The sequence below is a fragment of the Candidatus Zixiibacteriota bacterium genome (genome assembly GCA_016933955.1).
Lineage (GTDB): Bacteria > Zixibacteria > MSB-5A5 > GN15 > PGXB01 > JAFGTT01.
Map to the genome: position 1 here is coordinate 68,473 of JAFGTT010000030.1, position 16,889 is coordinate 85,361.

Sequence of the window (16,889 nt, forward strand, 5' to 3'; positions counted from 1 at the left end):
GGTCATATCACCGGCCGTAGTGTCCTATGACAATAAGAAAGTTGTTGCGACCTTTCAAGTCTTAATTTAACAGCCCATCGGCAAAAAAGTTCACATAAAATACCGGAGGTGATTTTTTACCAATACCCTTCCAACATCCATATGTTAAAAATCCGCAGGATATCTTACGGCGGAATTGCTGCTAATAGTATCGGACGGTCCAGCAATGATAAATGATATGCGGATTAATAACTGCCGATGAGACGGCGCAATCGTACCGAATATTCCTTTAAATCAATATTAACCGATTTTGTTGTCATTGGGATTGAGCGGAGGGGGAGTAGGCGGTGGCGGCGGCTGAACCCTGTCCACCTTAATTTCGATCGAAATAGCTCCGCATTCGCGTTTACCGAATCGGGTCATGACTACGGCGCCCAAACCGGCCGAAACCACGAATGACCAGATTATAATCGACAGAACCAGGAAAAGAGTGGCGAAGCCATTGGTGACACTTCCCGGTTTGATCATCAGCAAAGCCATGAAAAGCCAGAATATTACCATTATGGATATTCCGAAAATAATCTTGACAAGTTGAGATTTGTCGAGACCATCATAGTATTTCGCGGCTATATCGCCGATTAGACTACCCATGCCGACAATACCGAAAATGACGGCCAGGCACAGGCCGATCGGTAGGGCAATCAGCGCTATCGGGATACCGATTACAGTCAGCGACAAAAGAGCCATAACAGGTCCAAAGGCCAGTAAGATCAATAATCCAATAAAAAACGATTTGATAAAGTTCTGTTGCAGGCAGGCTTTTATTCTTGAAATAGGCATAGGAATGACTCCAACTACCAGAAGTCCGCATATGAGCAACCCGACCCAGATAACCACAACGGCGATCAAGGCCGTAAATCGGTTCTCGGAAAAGATATCGACTTCGGGAATAGCCGGGAAATCATTTTCAATTCGGCTTCCTGTGATTGTCCCACCGCGCATTTTGACAATTTCGGGTGCCCGCGCATCTCCCTGGATTTCACCGGTCGAGGTTACGGTGATTTTCTTATAGGAAATGACATCGCCGACAACCACTCCGCGAACCGTAACCGGTCCCACCGCCACCACCGGACCGATCACTTTTTCGTCGACGCCGATAACAACCGCTCCCAGTTTCAATCCCTTAATTTGCTTTAACTCGGCCAGTTTTTCCGCCCTCAATCCCTCGACATCCGGAATTTCGGGGACTTCGGGGATTTCAACCGTCTCCCGGCGTCCGAAAACCGTCTGAGTTCTCCCCGAATCACCGGAATGCCGGATAAAGGTATCCCGCGTGAAATCGTAGTCCCATTCATGGCCTTCTTCATCAACACCATAGGCGCCTTCGGGAGTCAAATGCAATTCAATAAACTCGTCAGTCGTAATCGATGAATCATTAATCGAGGCAGAATCGTCGGGCATGATCAAGGTCTGTGATTTAACAGTACTTCCCTCATCCGCGGCCAATAGGATAAAAAGAGGAATCACAGCCAGAATCAGGGCGATTGGAATTGCCGAGAATGCGATGTATCTGGTATTTCGATTGCTCATATAATCACACCCCTAATATTGTGCCAGGCGGATATCGCCGGTCGCCGTCAGGATTGTTATTTTGGGCCCGGACATACCGAAATTCCCGATCAACTTTTTTTCCGACTGGTTTCTGATGGTCAGGGGAAGATCGACCTTGATTTCGCCCGATTCCGTTTCCATATTGACGCTTCCTGAAGCGAATTCGGGGACCAGCAGATTAACCCGTCCACTGCCCGTTTCGAAAAAGTACTCATTCTCCGAAAGCAACTCGGTTTTTACCGTAATATTACCGGATCCGGTTTCTATATGAAATGAACCGTATTCCTGCTCGGCGTTAACCTCTCCTGAGGTCGATTTAATTCCAATATCGCCATTGATCTTGGATAATCTGGTTTTTCCTGATGTCCCGATGATTTTAAGCGATCCTTTGATATCGGTCCCGACTTTATCCCCGGAAGTTGTTTGAAGTTCGACCGCTCCCTCAACGTAGCCGAAATTTATATTCGATGAGCTGACATCAACGTCGACATTACCCTCAATACCGGATATGTCGATTTCACCCGAGGTGGCGTTGATGGACAGATTTCCCCTTATATTGGAAATCTCTACCGGCCCCGAGCCACCGATCACATGGATATCACCGACAAGATCGGCAACCCGAATAGCCCCGGACGGGGATTTCATTTCAAGAGCGCATTCTTCAGGAACCAGGATGGTAAAATCCACCGATCCAAAAGCATCGTCGTCGCTTTTAAATAGTCGATTCCAGAAAGATTCGGCACCATCGGCCAGGTCATGATAACGAGTATTGATGAGAATCCGGCGGCCCTGTTTTTCGGCCTTTATTTCGATATGTTCGGCCACCCTTTCCGCCTCGGTCTGATCCACGGCCCGGACATTTTTTATAGCCCGAATGGTTATGGTTTTTTCCGTCACTCCCCGGACCTCTATCCGCCCGTTCAGGTTGATGATAAGAAGTTCGGCCTTTTGTGGAAGTTCAAAACTTTTTTCATATTCAAATTTGAAGGCCGTTCCGCGGACAGAAACCGCCCCCGATATAAACGAAATTAGAATGTAGACAATAATTCTGAACATATTCTGCCCCCCCGAATTCTCAAAATGGGCGGAGCTTCTTTTTAAGAAGCTCCCGGGCCCGGAAAATACGGGCTTTTACCGTTCCTATCGGAATATCCAGTGCTTCAGCTATTTCTTCGTACGATTTATTGTCCTTATGACGGTAAATAATAACCATTCGGTATTTCTGAGGCAGAGAGTCAATAGCATCGTTGATCGACAGGCGGCGTTCGCTATCGAGAAGATCTCTTTCGGGATTATGAGTCTCATCCGGAACCTCGATTTCAATCTGCCCATCGGTCGTTTCAGTCGGAGTGTCGAGCGACAGGGTTCGGATACGCTGCTTGCGCAGGTGATCGATGGCGCAGTTAGCCCCGATGCGATAGAGCCAGGTCGAAAACTTGTATTCCGCCCGGTATGAGTGAAGTGATGCAAATGCCTTCATAAACGTCTCCTGGACCAGGTCAGCGGCGGTTTCTTTGTCGCGGACAATCTTGAAGACAATATGAAAAATCGCCCGCTGATGCCGATCCATCAGTTTCCGATAAGCTCCCTGGTCACCGCCAAGGGCGCTGTCGATCAAAGCCTTGTCCGTCTCGGGCACCATAGCCTCTTGTACAGGTTACGTTTATTAGGCAACAGCAGTTTCAATATACCTGAAGATTATAAGAAATTGACTGACGCAACACAATTAAAAACACAAGGATTACCAGGCCGGACAATGTCATAAGATATCCTTGAGGAAAGTGTTCATAAATTGCACAACCGGATTATATGGCTGGATTTGATTCCGGGGCGAAGATAATTTAGTTGATTGAAAGACCATAAGATTTGATATTGGAAACAGCCAACCTTATGAATGGGGATAATCCGAAGTTATGGCCATTAATCCCGAATATGGTCGCCAGGATCCCGAACGATCATACCGTCAGGGAGACACGGTCGGATCATACCGTCTGTTGAAGCAAATTGCCTCGCAGGCGGAAGAACAGGTCTTTATTGCCGATGACCAGCGGGGCAACCGCAAAGTCACTTTAAGGCTAATTTCCACGCGGAAAACCTCTTTCAACGACGAAACCGATCAGGCGGTGAAGACCGCTGAACTTTTGGCTGAATTGAAATCGCCCAATATAATGGCTGTCTATGAGATTGGCGAGGTGCCGGGTTACCGCTTCATAGCCATGGAATATCTGGAAGGACTGACTTTACGGCAGGTAATGCTGTCAGGCGATCTCTCGATTCTCGGGACACTGGAGATCAGCAGTCAAATTTGTAATGGTTTGAGACAGGCTCATGCCAATGATATTTTCTTTACCGATCTCAATCCGGATAATGTGGTTGTTACGGGTGATAAAACGGTAAAAATGATCAGCCAGGGAGTGGCCGGTCCTGATGACGATCGGGATCAATTACCCATGTCCCAGCGGCTTCAGGATCTGGCCTATTTCCCTCCCGAACAGCTTGAGGCTCGTGAGATCGACGCCCGTTCAAATGTCTTTACGGTCGGAGTAATTCTGTATGAAATGATAACCGGAAGGCGACCGTTTGGGGGGGGAGTAAACGAAATAAAAAACGCTATCAAAGGCAGTGGTCCTGAGCGCCCATCTCAAATTAATCCTGATTGCGGTCCGGAACTGGAACGGGTGATTTTGAGAATGCTGGAGAAAAATCCGGCCCGACGTTACCCGCAGGCAGGGGATGTTGTCATTGAACTGGACCGAATCAAGGCCGCTTTGCCGCCCGCTTTCGCCAAACCGATTAAAAGAAAAGATCCCTGGAACCGGGTGGTTCTGGTGGCCGTGATCATTCTGGTTATTATCTCGATTATCAATTTTATCCTGCAATATCTTAAGTAGCCGATCGGCAAATCGTTACATAATCATCCCGGTAAACAACCGGATAAGGAAGAGATATACCGGGGAAATATCTCTGCTCGATCGGGCCATAGAAAATATAGTCAACCTCGGAGGGAATCAGACCCATTCGATAGGTCCTGGTGATATTATTATACCTTTCCTTCCAGTTTATCCCCAGATGTGCAACATGACCGATAAAACCGAGATAAACAGGACGATATTGCATAACCAGGGCTATTTCATAGGCGTCGGCGGTAACCGCCATAAAACAGGCTTGCGGCTCGGTGTTTGCTCTGATCCAGTTGAAGGATGATTCCAGCTTGGAATCAAAACGGGGATAATAACCATCGCCGCGTATTCTATATTTGGAGTATCCCGAAAATAAAAACCCGATGAACAACAGAGCTAAAACAAGATGAAGGGCAAACCTCGATTTTTTATGTACGGATTCACCCCCGGCGACGAGCATGGCCCCGGCATAATAAATCATGAAAATAGCGAAAAATGGATTGTAATGAATAAAGGAACCGAAAAGCAAAGCAATAACAAAAAGTAAAATCATTTCCCGCTGGCGATAAAAGAAAATCAAAATGAAAAACGGGGTGGCATGGATAAGGTTTTCGGCCGGATCGAAATAGAACGATTCCGTCAGGATAAAATAGAATGGTTTTTCCGATACCGCCGAAGTGATAAAAATGGAGGCGGCCAGAATACCAACCAAACCGGAGGCCAAAAGCAATATATTCTCCCGGTCTCTTTTCCATACGGCTCTTACCGCCAGGAATATTATTACCATCACCATCAGGTAACCGTTGACCAGGGCAGCCAGAAAAATGGCCGAATAGCGTATTATTCGTGATGGGGAAAAAAATGCCACCGTCAGCAGAATAAAAAATGGGGCATGAGTGAATCCGCGGGCTATAAAATCAACCCCCATGGAATTCAACCCGGCGCCAACGGTCGATGCACCAAACAAGATTAACAGCGCGAAGCCGTATTTTTCGGGGAAATATTTCCTTAAAACCAGTCCGAGGATAATCAGATACAAGACATTAAGGATACGAATAGAATTATAAGGGTTGGCCAATTTACCCAGCAGAGCCGCCGGGTAGTAATGCAGATATGGTTGGGTCAATTTCTCTCCCCCGAAGGCGGGATTTTGAGGCGGGAAGGTGTCTGTCAGAGTATTTATTATGGCGCCATAATAAAGAAAATCTATATCAGATGGGGTGTTAAAGTAGAATTGCTTGTCGGCAGGCAGGTAGGTGCCAATCAAAAACTGCCCGACAATATATAAAATCAGCAGGAAAACAAAAATAATCGGATTGAGATGGTTTTTAATCATGCCAGTTTAATTAATATCGCGATGGTGGAGCAGGCAAGAAAATTCAGGCGGCGGCATACAAGCCTGCCCATCAAACTTCATCAGATAGGGGTTAGCGGTATCCGCTAACCCTGATATGTTTCACTCAACTCGGCATGATCGGCTGAATCGTAAACCCGGAATTCCTGAACCGGAATGGTGGTGTCCCTCACCACATTGATTTTAAACCGATGCATCTTCATAATTTTGTTTATCCGGTTGCCGCCCATGGTGGATAATGATTCGGCCAGCATGGGATTGACCACCAGGTCGAATTTCCGGACTTTCTTATCGATTCGAGCCCGGTTGAACCATCGCTCGATTTTGGTCGCCACCGTCTCGCGCGAAAGAATCCTGCCGAAACCCTTGCAATGGGGACAGGGCTCGGAAAAGAGTGTCATCAGTGAGGGCCGGATACGTTCCCGCGTCATCTCGATTAATCCGAATTCGTTGACCGGCAGGATCGAACGCTTGGCCCGATCGCTTTTAAACTGGTTTTTAAATTCATCATTGAGTCGGCGCTGGTTTTCGCGCGAACGCATATCGATAAAATCGCAAACAATCAAACCCCCGATATCGCGGAGACGGATCTGCCGGGCAATTTCCTTGGCCGCCTCGAGATTGGTCCTGAGAATTGTTGATTCCTGGTCGCCGCGGCCGACAAAGCGGCCGGTATTGACATCGATCGTTACCATCGCTTCAGTCTGGTCGATAATCAAATATGAGCCCTTCTTGATCCAGACTTTGCGGTCGGCCATCTTCTCGATTTCCAACTCCAGTTTGTACAAATCGAATAACTGGGTTTCACCCTTATAGTATTCGACCCGGTTTTTCAGGTGAGGCATGACATGGCGAACATAAGCCATAATGGTCCGATATTCAGTCCGATTATCGACCAGAAGCCGTTCGACATCGGCCGTGAAAATGTCACGGATAATCGATGTCGTAATTTCCTCCTCCTTGTGGATCAGGGATGGTGAGGAGAGAGTCTCCCAGCGTTTTTTTAGCCGCACCCACAGTTTCTGGAGGCGTTTGATGTCCGATTTAAAATCCTTTTCCTCTTTTCCCTCGGCCTCGGTTCTGATAATCAAACCGAATCCTTCAGGACGCAGGGGGTAGACCGCCTTTTTCAGGCGGCGTTTTTCCGCCCAGCTGGAGATTTTTTTGGAAACCCGAACATGGTCATCATCCGGTACCAGCACCAGATAGCGGCCGGGTATAGATATTTCGGTGGTCACGCGGGGGCCTTTGGTCGAAATCGGCTCCTTGATGACATGGACGAGAATGTCCTGGCCTTCCTTAAGGACGGTTTCAATTCCGGCCCGGCGGCTTTTTCGAACTATTTCAGCCGGAGGTTCCTCATCGACATATTCCGAATCGAATCGGTGGCTGTCGGACGAGACCGCTCCGATATCGGAACCGTGGAGGAAGGCGGCTTTATCGAATCCGATGTCGATAAAAGCGGCCTGCATACCGGGAAGAACGGTTTTGATCTTGCCCTTGTAAATATTTCCGACCAGCCGTTCCGACTGGGGACGTTCGACATAGAGTTCCACCAGTTTGCCGTCCTCCATAATGGCGATTCGAGTCTCGTATTCCGAGCAGTTAATCAGTATTTCTTTTTTCATTGCGCTTGAGAATCCTTTTCTGGTCTCGCAGAGAGAATTTCATTTTCAGCGGGTTGATAACCCCGGAGAAACTGATTTCCATCAATTTTTGATTTGCCTTCGGGAACCAATTCGGTTATTTCGACAACCGAGCCGGCCGATGCCACCAGCAGGCGATTTTTATCCCGGATAATTTTCCCCGGTCTGGAGTGGGTGTCGAGCTTATGATCGCTTTCCCGGGCCCGAAGGATTTTAAGTTTTCGTCCGCGAAAATATGTGTAAGCACCCGGAATGGCGGACATGCCCCGGATGAAATTGACCACATTGCGGGCCGGGAATCCCCAGTCGATCAGGCAGTCGAAGGCGGATATTTTCGGCGCCGGCGTGGCCAGACGGTTATCCTGCTCAATTAAAGTGAAATTCCCCGATTCAATCAGATCGAGCGTTTTTTCGATTACCGGACCGCCCCGGTCGGCCATCCGGTCATAAAGCTCGGAGAAGGTTTCCTCGGGTCCAATATCAATTTTCTCCCGGAAAATGATGTTGCCGGTATCAATCTTTTTCCGGAGCATGAAGGTGGTCAATCCGGTTTCGGACTCACCATTGATAATGGCCCAGTTAATCGGAGCCGCCCCTCTGTATTTGGGAAGAAGCGAGCCATGAAGATTGATTGAACCTTTGGGGGGGATGGTATAGAGCTTTTCGGGCAGGATACGAAATGCCACCACCACATAGATATCGGCCGGAATTTTCCCGATTTCGTCAATTATGCTGTCGTCTTTCAAAGATAACGGAGTAAAAACCGGCAGGCCCAATTCGAGGGCGGTTTGTTTGACAGCCGTAGGCGATAATTTCCGTCCCCGTCCGGCCGGTTTGTCGGGTCCGGTTACCACCGCGAGGATTTGATGCCGGCTATTTTCATGTAAATAAACCAGCGAGCGCCGGGCAAACTCCGGCGTCCCCATAAAAACAAGCTTCATTTGGATTTCAGTCGTGGCAGTGACCGGAAATTATGATGCGGCGGCCATTTTTTTGAGTTTTTTCAATTTGCCCTGCACCAGGGTTCGGGCCAGGGTCGAAAAATACTCCACAAACAGAACGCCATTAAGATGGTCGTTTTCATGCTGGATTGCTCGAGCCAGCATGCCCGATGCCTCAAGGGTAAAGACCTTACCGTCAAGATCAGTTGCCCTGACTTTGACATATTCCGGTCGCGATATCCTCTGGAAAATCCCCGGAAATGACAGGCAACCCTCTTCCATTACGACCTCGCCCGAGGTTTCGATAATTTCGGGATTGATAAAAACTTTTACTGTTTCGGTAATGTCTATAGCCGATAGATCAACAATAAAGATTCTTAAAGAAACACCCACCTGAGGCGCCGCTAGGCCCAATCCGTGCTGATTTTTAAGGGAGTCGATCATATCGCTCACCAAATTTTTCACTTCCGGGCTTATTTCCCTTATTTCCCGGGCTTCTGTTTCAAGAACAGGATTGCCGTATACCACGATTGGTCTGACTGCCACGAAAACTCCTTTAATCCTGGTTCACTCGTCCCGCAATCGCGGACTTCAGGAATTCAACTTTTACCTCGTCGGAAATCTTTAAAACGATTTTGTTTTTATCGTCATAGATGGCGAATATCGTTCCATACATGCCGCTGTTGGTCACCACTTTATCGCCTTTCTTCAATTCCGACAATAATTTTTCATGTTCTTTCTGCCTTTTGCGCTGGGGTCTGATAAGCAGTAAATACATTATCAGAAACAGCGGGATTAAGATTCCCCAGGTTGTCAACATGCTTCCCCCGCCCTGTCCGGCGTCGGGGTTGGCCATAAACAGCAAATAGAGAGTATTCAAGCTCTCCTCCTTGAATTTTTTATCGGTCAACCTGCTCAAAAACTGAACAGGATTGTTTTCTTAGTTTATGGCCCACAATATACGAAATACGGAAACATCGGCAACCTTTTTTATTATAAGCTTTAAAACAGCCGAATTTCGAGAATGTTCCTCCACAATAGCAATTGACCGGAGAGCCTTTGCTGAAATAATCCAATTCGGTTTTTTATTGGCCTGTTGCTGGTCATAAGGAAATAAAAAGGGCCGGGAAACCGGCCCTTTTTGTAATGCAATGATTAAACCTGCTATTTAATCAACATCATCTTTTTGGTCTCAACGAATTCACTCGCCTTAATCCGGTACAGGTAAATACCGCTGGACTGATTGGAAGCATCCCATCTGACCGTATGCACGCCGGCTTCCAGCGCCTCATCAACCAGAGTAGCCACTCTCTGGCCGAGAACGTTGTAAACCTCAAGATTAACATTACCGGCCGACGGCAAGCTGAATTGGATTGTAGTGGTCGGGTTGAACGGGTTGGGATAGTTCTGTGACAGAGCGAATTCCTCCGGAATCAATGTTCCCGCCTTGGCCGCCGCACCGCTGCCACTTGCACCCATACCGCGGAATTCGATGGCATCGATATAGACATCATCGGTATTACTGCTGGCATCGCACATAAAGCGCAAGCGGGCATTGGTCGGATAGGTATACTGGCTCTTGGGGATAGTAACAGTCACGTGATAGAAAGTGTTGTTTGAGAAATCCGTCCCGCTGGCAAAAGAAGCAACCGTTTGCCAGGTCGAGCCGTTATAATACTGTACCCAGAAGTCCTCATTATATTCCATACCAACGGCGACAAAATAAAAGTCAACTTCCAGATCGGAATAACCGGAAACATTGTAGCCGGTAGTATGGTAGAACGATGAGGCTGTTCCGCTGTTGTCCTGGATATCGGCCGCGCAGGAACCCTGGTAGGCATATGTACCGTAGGTATAGCGCGACATATCGCCGCCACCGTCGGTATAGTTACCCATACCGCTCTCGAAATCATCATAGGTGATAACCACCCAGTCGCCGGTCTCACTGACCACGATATAATCGGTCTTGGTTTCGGTGTCGGAACCAAAGGCATTGGTAGCCGTCAGGGATACCGTGTAAGTGCCGGGATCGGTGTAGGTATGGGATGGATTCTGGGAGGTTGAGGTGCCGCCGTCACCGAAGGCCCAACTCCATGAAGTCGGATTGTTGGTCGAAAGGTCGGTGAAGGTTACCGCCAGAGGTGCCACCCCCAAAGTCGGGTCGGCGGAGAAATCGGCCACCGGCGGAATATCATAGGATACGACACTGATATCATCGAAAGCAAAACCGTCGGAGCTGATCGGATAATTATCATACTGCTGGAACTTGACGACAAAAGCTCCGGTCAGACTCAAACCGGCCGAGGAGGCCAGTTCATCGACACTCAATACTATCTGTTGATAAGTAGTGGAACCGTTGGCCAGGCTGTACACCTTGGTAAAGGTGGACCCGCCGTCATCGGAGAAGAAAACGCCGTCCTGCGTATGAGTTTCATCGCCGAATTCTTTCCACCAGAAGGTCAGATCGACATCGCCCTTGCCGGCCAGATTAAGATGCAGCCAGGCTTCACATTGGCTGTAGCTGCCGGAAGTGCTATTGTCCATGGTCATATGATATGATCCGGTATGCGGGGTGTACGATGTCGTAATCCGGATACGGCCTTGATTGGTAGTGGCTGTTGTCCAGTACTGATCAAAGGCACCGGTTTCAAATCCGGTCGAATAAGGCAGATTGGCATAATCGCCGGTCGGTTCGGTAACGATTATATAGCCGGTTTTGGTTTCGGTATCCGATCCGCAACTGTTGGCAACCGTCAGGGCGACCGTATAAGTCCCCTCGGCCGTGTAAGTGTGAGAAGGATTCTGGGAAGTCGAGGTGCCGCCATCGCCGAAATCCCAGCTCCATGAAGTGGCATTGGTCGATTGGTCGGTGAAGCTGACCGTCAGAGGATAATCACCCGAGGTCGGGCTACCCGTGAAGGCCGCTACCGGCGCGGTGCAGGTGACAGTGATATAGCCGGTCTTGGTTTCGGAATCTGATCCGCAGCTGTTGGTCACGGTCAGGGCAACGGTATAAGTCCCGGCCGCAGTATAAGTGTGCGACGGATTCTGAGAGGTTGAAGTGCCGCCATCACCGAAATTCCAGCTCCACGATGTGGCGTTGGTCGATTGATCGGTAAAGGTTACTGCTAAAGGAAGCTCACCTGAAGTGGGACTGCCCGTGAAAGCGGCCACCGGCGCCGTGCAGGTAACGGTGATATAGCCAGTTTTCGTCTCGCTATCGTTGCCGCAGGTATTGGTAGCTGTTAAAACCACGGTATAAGTCCCGGCCGCGGTATAAGTATGGGATGGATTGGTCGCGGTTGAGGTGCCTCCATCACCGAATGTCCAGCTATATGATGTCGCTCCCGCGGAGCTATTGGTAAAGGTTACTGCCAGGGGGACTTCTCCTGAAGTCGGACTGCCGCTGAATCCGGCCGTAGGAGCAACCAGTACCGTAATATAGCTGGTCTTGGTTTCAGTATCGCTTCCATAAGCGTTGGTGGCCGTTAAAGATACCGTATACGTCCCGGCCGCGGTATAAGTATGAGACGGATTCTGGGCTGTCGAGGTTCCGCCGTCACCAAATGTCCAGCTCCAGCCGGTTGGCGTATTGGTCGATTGATCGGTGAAATTGACCGTCAGATTGGCACATCCCGATGTTGTCGATGCAGTGAAAGCCGCGACCGGAGCAGCGCCGCCGGAAACGGCACTGACCGAGGCATAGGCATCGAGTAAACCGTAACCAAAGTACTGATCCCAGCCGGAAGTGCCGATATCGACGACATTATTCACCAGGTAACTCTTAACCTGAGCCGGGGTCAGAGAAGAACCGCCGCCAGCCTTGGACAGGATCAGGGCCGCTACGCCGGCCACGTGAGGACAAGCCATCGATGTGCCCTGGTAGAAATAATATCCGAAACTGGAATAGTTGGAGCCGTCGTGAGTCTGTTGCAGAACACCATCGACATAACCGTCGCCGTCCTGATCAATGGTAACATCGCCGCCCGGGGCGCAAAGGTCAATATTGGAGCCATAGGATGAATAATAAGCCAGAGTACTGTCGAACCTGACCGCCGAAACGGAAATACAGGTTGAGTAAGAAGCCGGGTACTGCGGAGTACTGCTGGCCGAATTACCCGCCGCACAGACAATGGTCACGCCGGCGTTATAAGCATAGGTGCAGGCATTCTGAAGAGTCGACGTGGTCGATGATCCGCCCAGACTCATATTGATGACATGAGCGCCGTTGTCCGCGGCATAGTAAATACCGTCGGCGATATCGGTCAGATAGCCATTACCATCTGCGTCGAGGACCTTGACGGGCATGATACTGCAATTGAAAGCCACACCGGTGACACCCAGGCTGTTGTTAGTGGTTTGGGCGATGGTTCCGGCCACATGCGTTCCGTGACCGTTGTCATCGTTGGGGTGCGAGTCGCCGTTGGCAAAATCATAACCCTGAACGAAATTGGTCCCGGCCAGATCCGGAGCCTGCGCGAATGACCCGTAGTTCTCATAGGCCACGCCGCAATCAATGACGGCGACAACAACACCCGATCCGGTGCTGAGATCCCAGGCCTGACCCATATTGATCATCGGCATATGCCACTGATAAGAATAATAAGGATCATTCGGGGTCATCAAAGCATGAAAGATATAATTCGGTTCGGCATAAAGAACGTCAGGATCCTTTTGAAGTTCTTCAACCATCTCCTCCACTTTTTTCGACTCCGGCAGCTTGACTCTCATATAACCACCGCGAGGATTGGTGGAAATTTCGGAAGTGCCGTATTTCGAGTGGAAATCGCTCACAGCCTTGGCCTGAACGTCGGATTTGAATTTAACAACGACTTCGCCGGGAGCATATTCGGCGGTATTAAGGCTGTTATCGATTTTTTTGATTTTAAAATCCTGATTGGCAAAAGAAGCACCGGCTAAGATGACTAAAGATAAGAACATGATTAAAATTCTTACCCTCATAATTACCTCCAGGCAATAAAGTTAGTTTTACTGATGGCGGTTAACTATTCTTGAATTTGTAAATAAGCATACCTCCTTTTTGGCTAAGTTGAGAAATAATGTTTATCACAATTTAACCGGTGATGATTAGCAGGCATCATCACAAGTAAAGAAGTCGCTTCCCGGTGTCGGTTATAATCTATAATTATATTTAATTTGAATTATTCTGTCAACCAAAAAGTAATCTATGATACAAAATGAAACATTAAAAATGTTTTCAGCACTAATAATTGGCATGAATTATGTTATAGTTTCATATCCCCCCGCAGTGTCATTTCTTATTTGTCTGATGGATTTTTTGTTATATTCCACCAAATCAATTGAGTCGCCAGAGAGTGAAATTCAATATGGTGGCAAATGATACCCAGGTAAAATAGGGAAGCATGATGATTCCCGCCGGGCGCGATATCCTCCAAAAGTACATTGCAGTCAGAATGATTAGTATCACAAGGAAAATAATATCCAGCAGGGCTATCCCGATAAGATGACGGCCGAAAAATAACCATGACCACACGCCGTTGAAAATTAATTGTGCGAGAAACAGGATCAGAGCGGTTTTTGCTCCGCTAAATCCGGTTTTTCGCCAGACCAGCCAGGCGGCAATGGCCATAGCCGTATAAAGAATGGTCCAGACGGGGGCGAAAAGACTTTTGGGCGGAGTCCAGTCCGGCTTGGCAAGGCCGGCGTACCACTCGCCCGGCATGAATTGCGAACCGAACCAGGCGACGGCAAAACACGAGGCAATCCAGCCGACCAGTCCGATAATCTGATGTACAGCGCGCATAATAAGCTCCGGGTATATTATTTTTTAGAAACTCATAACTCGCAAATTGATTTACCCGCGACAAGATGGTGAACGGTTATTTCTGAGCGAGCTCCAATCCGGATTTGCGGTCCCCAATATCCCGTGCCGCGGCTGATATAAATCAGTGTCCCCTCATGACGGTGCATTCCGGAAATATATGGCTGTGCCAGGGCGGCCAGGAAATGATACGGGAAATACTGCCCTCCGTGGGTATGCCCGGAAATGACATAATCATAGCCGGCCCGCGCCGCCTCGAAAATATTTTTTGGCTGATGGGCCAGGAGAATACGCGGCAGACCCTCGGGTGCTCCCGCCAATGCCCGATGCGGATCGGATTTATGATCCGGCAGGAATTCTCCGCCGCTGTAATCGGTTACCCCGGCCAGAATCAGTTTGTGACCATCTCGTTCCAGTACCCGATGCTCATTGAGAAGTATGTCGAACCCGAGTTTTTTGATTTCCGCAAGCCACGGCAATACCCCGGAATAGTATTCGTGATTACCGGTGATAAAATACCGGCCGTAAGGTGCCTTCAGGTCGGCCAGCGGCGCCACATCACCCCTCAGCCGCGGAACCGAACCATCAACCAGGTCCCCGGTCAGAGCCACCAGATCGGGCTTCAGATCGTTGACCATATCAACCACCATCCGGACAAACGGTTCTTTGATCGTACTGCTGACATGGATATCGGTTATCTGGACAATTCTGAAACCCTCAAAGACCGGAGGCAGATTTCTTATGGGTATGGTCAGATCGACGATTTTCGGGCGGCGGAGAGCCTCGAACAGCCCGTATCCGGTCATAGCCCCGGCCGTGACCGCCAGCCCGAGATTGATCGTGTTAATAAGCAGATGCCGCCGCTCCGGATCGGCCAGTTCTGTTGCAGACGGAGATGATGTTGGATGAATCAGTTGAGCAGTCACCGGGATCAGTTTTTGAAGACCGATTCCAATTAGAAGAACCACATCCCGGACAACCAGGAAAGCGAACAGCAAGGTCAGAAAACCGAAACTCAGATAGCCGGCCCAGGAAAGGATATCGATCAGGCGGCCCTCGACCTCGTTATGTTGAAGAATATTGGGCAGGAAGAAGAGGATCAGGAAAATCAGCAACAGACCCCACAGGAGTAGATTCACCGGAAGACTGAAGGCGGCCGGAATAATCAGCCTCCAGCCGATATATCCATACATCAGCGACAAAATCGCGACCGCTATAAAGAAAAACCACATCATATCAATATCGATATATTACTACGCGCCATCACACGGCGGGTTTAACAATATCCATTATATTCGCCTGTTGCCGGAGTTTTCAATCATAATTATCCAATGTCCGATTTTATACCATTAATAAATATATATTTCTTCCGATAATTCGGGTGAATAAAAGAGGTGATGGCCATGAAAAACAACGGTAAAATGACAAAAATTCTGGTAGTCCATAAAAATCGTCCGGCATTCGGTGATCTGATGACGGCGGTCGGCGGTCTCGGTTTTGCCGTTATCAAGGCCGAATCCTTAAAACAGGTCTTAAGACAGCTTGAGATTCATCCCGAAGTCCGGCTGGTGATTTCGGCCCGGGAATTCGTCAATGGTTCCGGTCCGGACCTGGTGATGATTCTTCGCTCCAACCGGCGTTTCCGCAATATGCCCATCCTGCTGGCCTGTAGCGACTGGACTCAACAGGATGTAATTCATTGCGCCGGGTTGAACCTTGTCCAGTTGATAAATCTGCCCTGCCCCGAAGAGCTGTTGAAGGCAAAAATCGAGCAGTTGATGACGGCCGGTCGGCCGCGGGTCCTGGTGGTGGATGATGAGGAGATTATTGCCCAGTCTCTGAAGGATTTCCTGGAAATGCGCGACTATGATGTTCTTACCGCCGACAGCGGCTACAAGGCACTGGACCTTCTGAATAACAGCAAGGCCGATATTATTATTACCGATGTCAGGATGCCGGGGATGACCGGTGAGGACCTTCTGACAGCGGTGAAAAACCGGTTTCCCCATATCCCCGTCCTGCTGATGACCGGATACAGCAACATGAATGCGCAGGAGGCGCAGAAATCCGGGGCCGCCGCCTTTATCTCCAAACCGTTTCGGTACGAGGAATTATCCCGCCTGATCGACAGCACCTTGGACAAATATAAAGCCACCAATAACACCCCCGGCCCAACTCCCTGAGAATATCAGATACAGGGTCATTATCCGCCAGAATTCGTTTTTGCGGCATTGCATTACAGCAAAATGGGTTCGTTTCATCAGTAAAAAGTTTTTCGATAAAATGGGTTCGTCTTGTGAAGCTGTAATTTTCCTGCAAATGGGTTCGTTTCATCCTTGAGAAGATTTTTTGATGGGGCGGAACAGATTGAGTAAAATGGCTTCGTTTCCTCAATAAAGGGTTTTTGGTGCAAATGGGTTCGTTTCCTCAGTAAAAAGGTTTTGGCCAAATGCCATACAACAGCGATGTAATTTTTGATGATACATGGTTTGGGAATACGGGTTTTCATATAAATCGGGGAGGTGGATTAAATAGGGGGCAATTGGTGGCGAAAATGGGAGAAATAAAACCGGGGCGGAGGAATTGCCACCCCGGTCTTAATTGCGAAAGGATTGACCTATACGAAAACCAAATCATTGTCTTTATTATTACTGA

The 16,889-nt window shown here is 48.7% G+C and carries 13 protein-coding genes and 4 pseudogenes; 2 read left to right on the top strand and 15 right to left on the bottom strand.

Features of this window, described 5'->3' with window-relative positions; all coding sequences use genetic code 11:
* Window positions 1-279: 279 nt before the first annotated feature.
* The 3 genes from JXQ28_10640 to JXQ28_10650 are packed head-to-tail and all read right to left on the bottom strand — an operon-like array spanning window position 280 to window position 3,232.
* Window positions 280-1,569 (bottom strand): polymer-forming cytoskeletal protein, encoded by a 1,290-nt coding sequence (locus JXQ28_10640; GenBank protein MBN2278191.1) that lies wholly within the window; start codon window positions 1,567-1,569, stop codon window positions 280-282.
* A 12-nt stretch (window positions 1,570-1,581) separates the two neighbouring features.
* On the bottom strand, window positions 1,582-2,646 hold the full coding sequence (locus tag JXQ28_10645) for a DUF4097 family beta strand repeat protein (protein MBN2278192.1): 1,065 nt from the start codon (window positions 2,644-2,646) through the stop codon (window positions 1,582-1,584).
* A 19-nt stretch (window positions 2,647-2,665) separates the two neighbouring features.
* Window positions 2,666-3,232, bottom strand: coding sequence for a sigma-70 family RNA polymerase sigma factor (locus JXQ28_10650; protein MBN2278193.1), 567 nt, complete (start codon window positions 3,230-3,232; stop codon window positions 2,666-2,668).
* Window positions 3,233-3,503: 271 nt separating this feature from the next.
* Here JXQ28_10650 and JXQ28_10655 point away from each other — a divergent pair, with 271 nt between their 5' ends.
* Entirely contained in the window at window positions 3,504-4,481 is a 978-nt protein-coding gene (locus tag JXQ28_10655; GenBank protein MBN2278194.1) for a serine/threonine protein kinase, read from the top strand.
* On the opposite strand, the gene JXQ28_10660 is transcribed toward JXQ28_10655, so the two are convergent.
* The 12 genes and pseudogenes from JXQ28_10660 to JXQ28_10715 all read right to left on the bottom strand — a co-directional run bounded on the left by JXQ28_10660 (window position 4,474) and on the right by JXQ28_10715 (window position 15,469).
* Window positions 4,474-5,826: a hypothetical protein gene (locus tag JXQ28_10660; protein MBN2278195.1), complete on the bottom strand. Its 1,353-nt coding sequence runs from the start codon at window positions 5,824-5,826 to the stop codon at window positions 4,474-4,476. The genes JXQ28_10655 and JXQ28_10660 overlap by 8 nt on opposite strands.
* A 104-nt stretch (window positions 5,827-5,930) precedes the next feature.
* Window positions 5,931-7,472, bottom strand: a complete 1,542-nt coding sequence (locus JXQ28_10665; protein ID MBN2278196.1) for an Rne/Rng family ribonuclease — start codon at window positions 7,470-7,472, stop codon at window positions 5,931-5,933.
* Window positions 7,469-8,431 carry a methionyl-tRNA formyltransferase gene (locus JXQ28_10670; protein ID MBN2278197.1) on the bottom strand — a complete coding sequence of 321 codons (963 nt, stop codon included), beginning with the start codon at window positions 8,429-8,431 and terminating at the stop codon, window positions 7,469-7,471. Before JXQ28_10670 ends, JXQ28_10665 begins: the two co-directional genes overlap by 4 nt.
* A gap of 30 nt (window positions 8,432-8,461) precedes the next feature.
* Window positions 8,462-8,977 (bottom strand): peptide deformylase, encoded by a 516-nt coding sequence (def, locus tag JXQ28_10675; protein MBN2278198.1) that lies wholly within the window; start codon window positions 8,975-8,977, stop codon window positions 8,462-8,464.
* 10 nt (window positions 8,978-8,987) lie between these two features.
* On the bottom strand, window positions 8,988-9,287 hold the full coding sequence (yajC, locus tag JXQ28_10680) for a preprotein translocase subunit YajC (GenBank protein MBN2278199.1): 300 nt from the start codon (window positions 9,285-9,287) through the stop codon (window positions 8,988-8,990).
* A 308-nt stretch (window positions 9,288-9,595) separates the two neighbouring features.
* On the bottom strand, window positions 9,596-10,327 hold the full coding sequence (locus JXQ28_10685; GenBank protein ID MBN2278200.1) for a T9SS type A sorting domain-containing protein: 732 nt from the start codon (window positions 10,325-10,327) through the stop codon (window positions 9,596-9,598).
* A gap of 45 nt (window positions 10,328-10,372) precedes the next feature.
* Window positions 10,373-10,981 (bottom strand): annotated as a pseudogene (locus tag JXQ28_10690) (PKD domain-containing protein).
* 174 nt (window positions 10,982-11,155) lie between these two features.
* A pseudogene (locus tag JXQ28_10695) lies at window positions 11,156-11,434 on the bottom strand (PKD domain-containing protein).
* Between the two features lie 216 nt (window positions 11,435-11,650).
* A pseudogene (locus JXQ28_10700) lies at window positions 11,651-11,872 on the bottom strand (PKD domain-containing protein).
* Window positions 11,873-12,121: 249 nt separating this feature from the next.
* Window positions 12,122-13,393, bottom strand: a pseudogene (locus tag JXQ28_10705) (S8 family serine peptidase).
* Window positions 13,394-13,748: 355 nt separating this feature from the next.
* Window positions 13,749-14,216, bottom strand: a complete 468-nt coding sequence (locus JXQ28_10710) for a tryptophan-rich sensory protein (GenBank protein MBN2278201.1) — start codon at window positions 14,214-14,216, stop codon at window positions 13,749-13,751.
* A gap of 32 nt (window positions 14,217-14,248) precedes the next feature.
* Window positions 14,249-15,469, bottom strand: coding sequence for a metallophosphoesterase (locus JXQ28_10715; protein ID MBN2278202.1), 1,221 nt, complete (start codon window positions 15,467-15,469; stop codon window positions 14,249-14,251).
* 168 nt (window positions 15,470-15,637) lie between these two features.
* Here JXQ28_10715 and JXQ28_10720 point away from each other — a divergent pair, with 168 nt between their 5' ends.
* On the top strand, window positions 15,638-16,417 hold the full coding sequence (locus JXQ28_10720; protein ID MBN2278203.1) for a response regulator: 780 nt from the start codon (window positions 15,638-15,640) through the stop codon (window positions 16,415-16,417).
* Window positions 16,418-16,889: the final 472 nt, after the last annotated feature.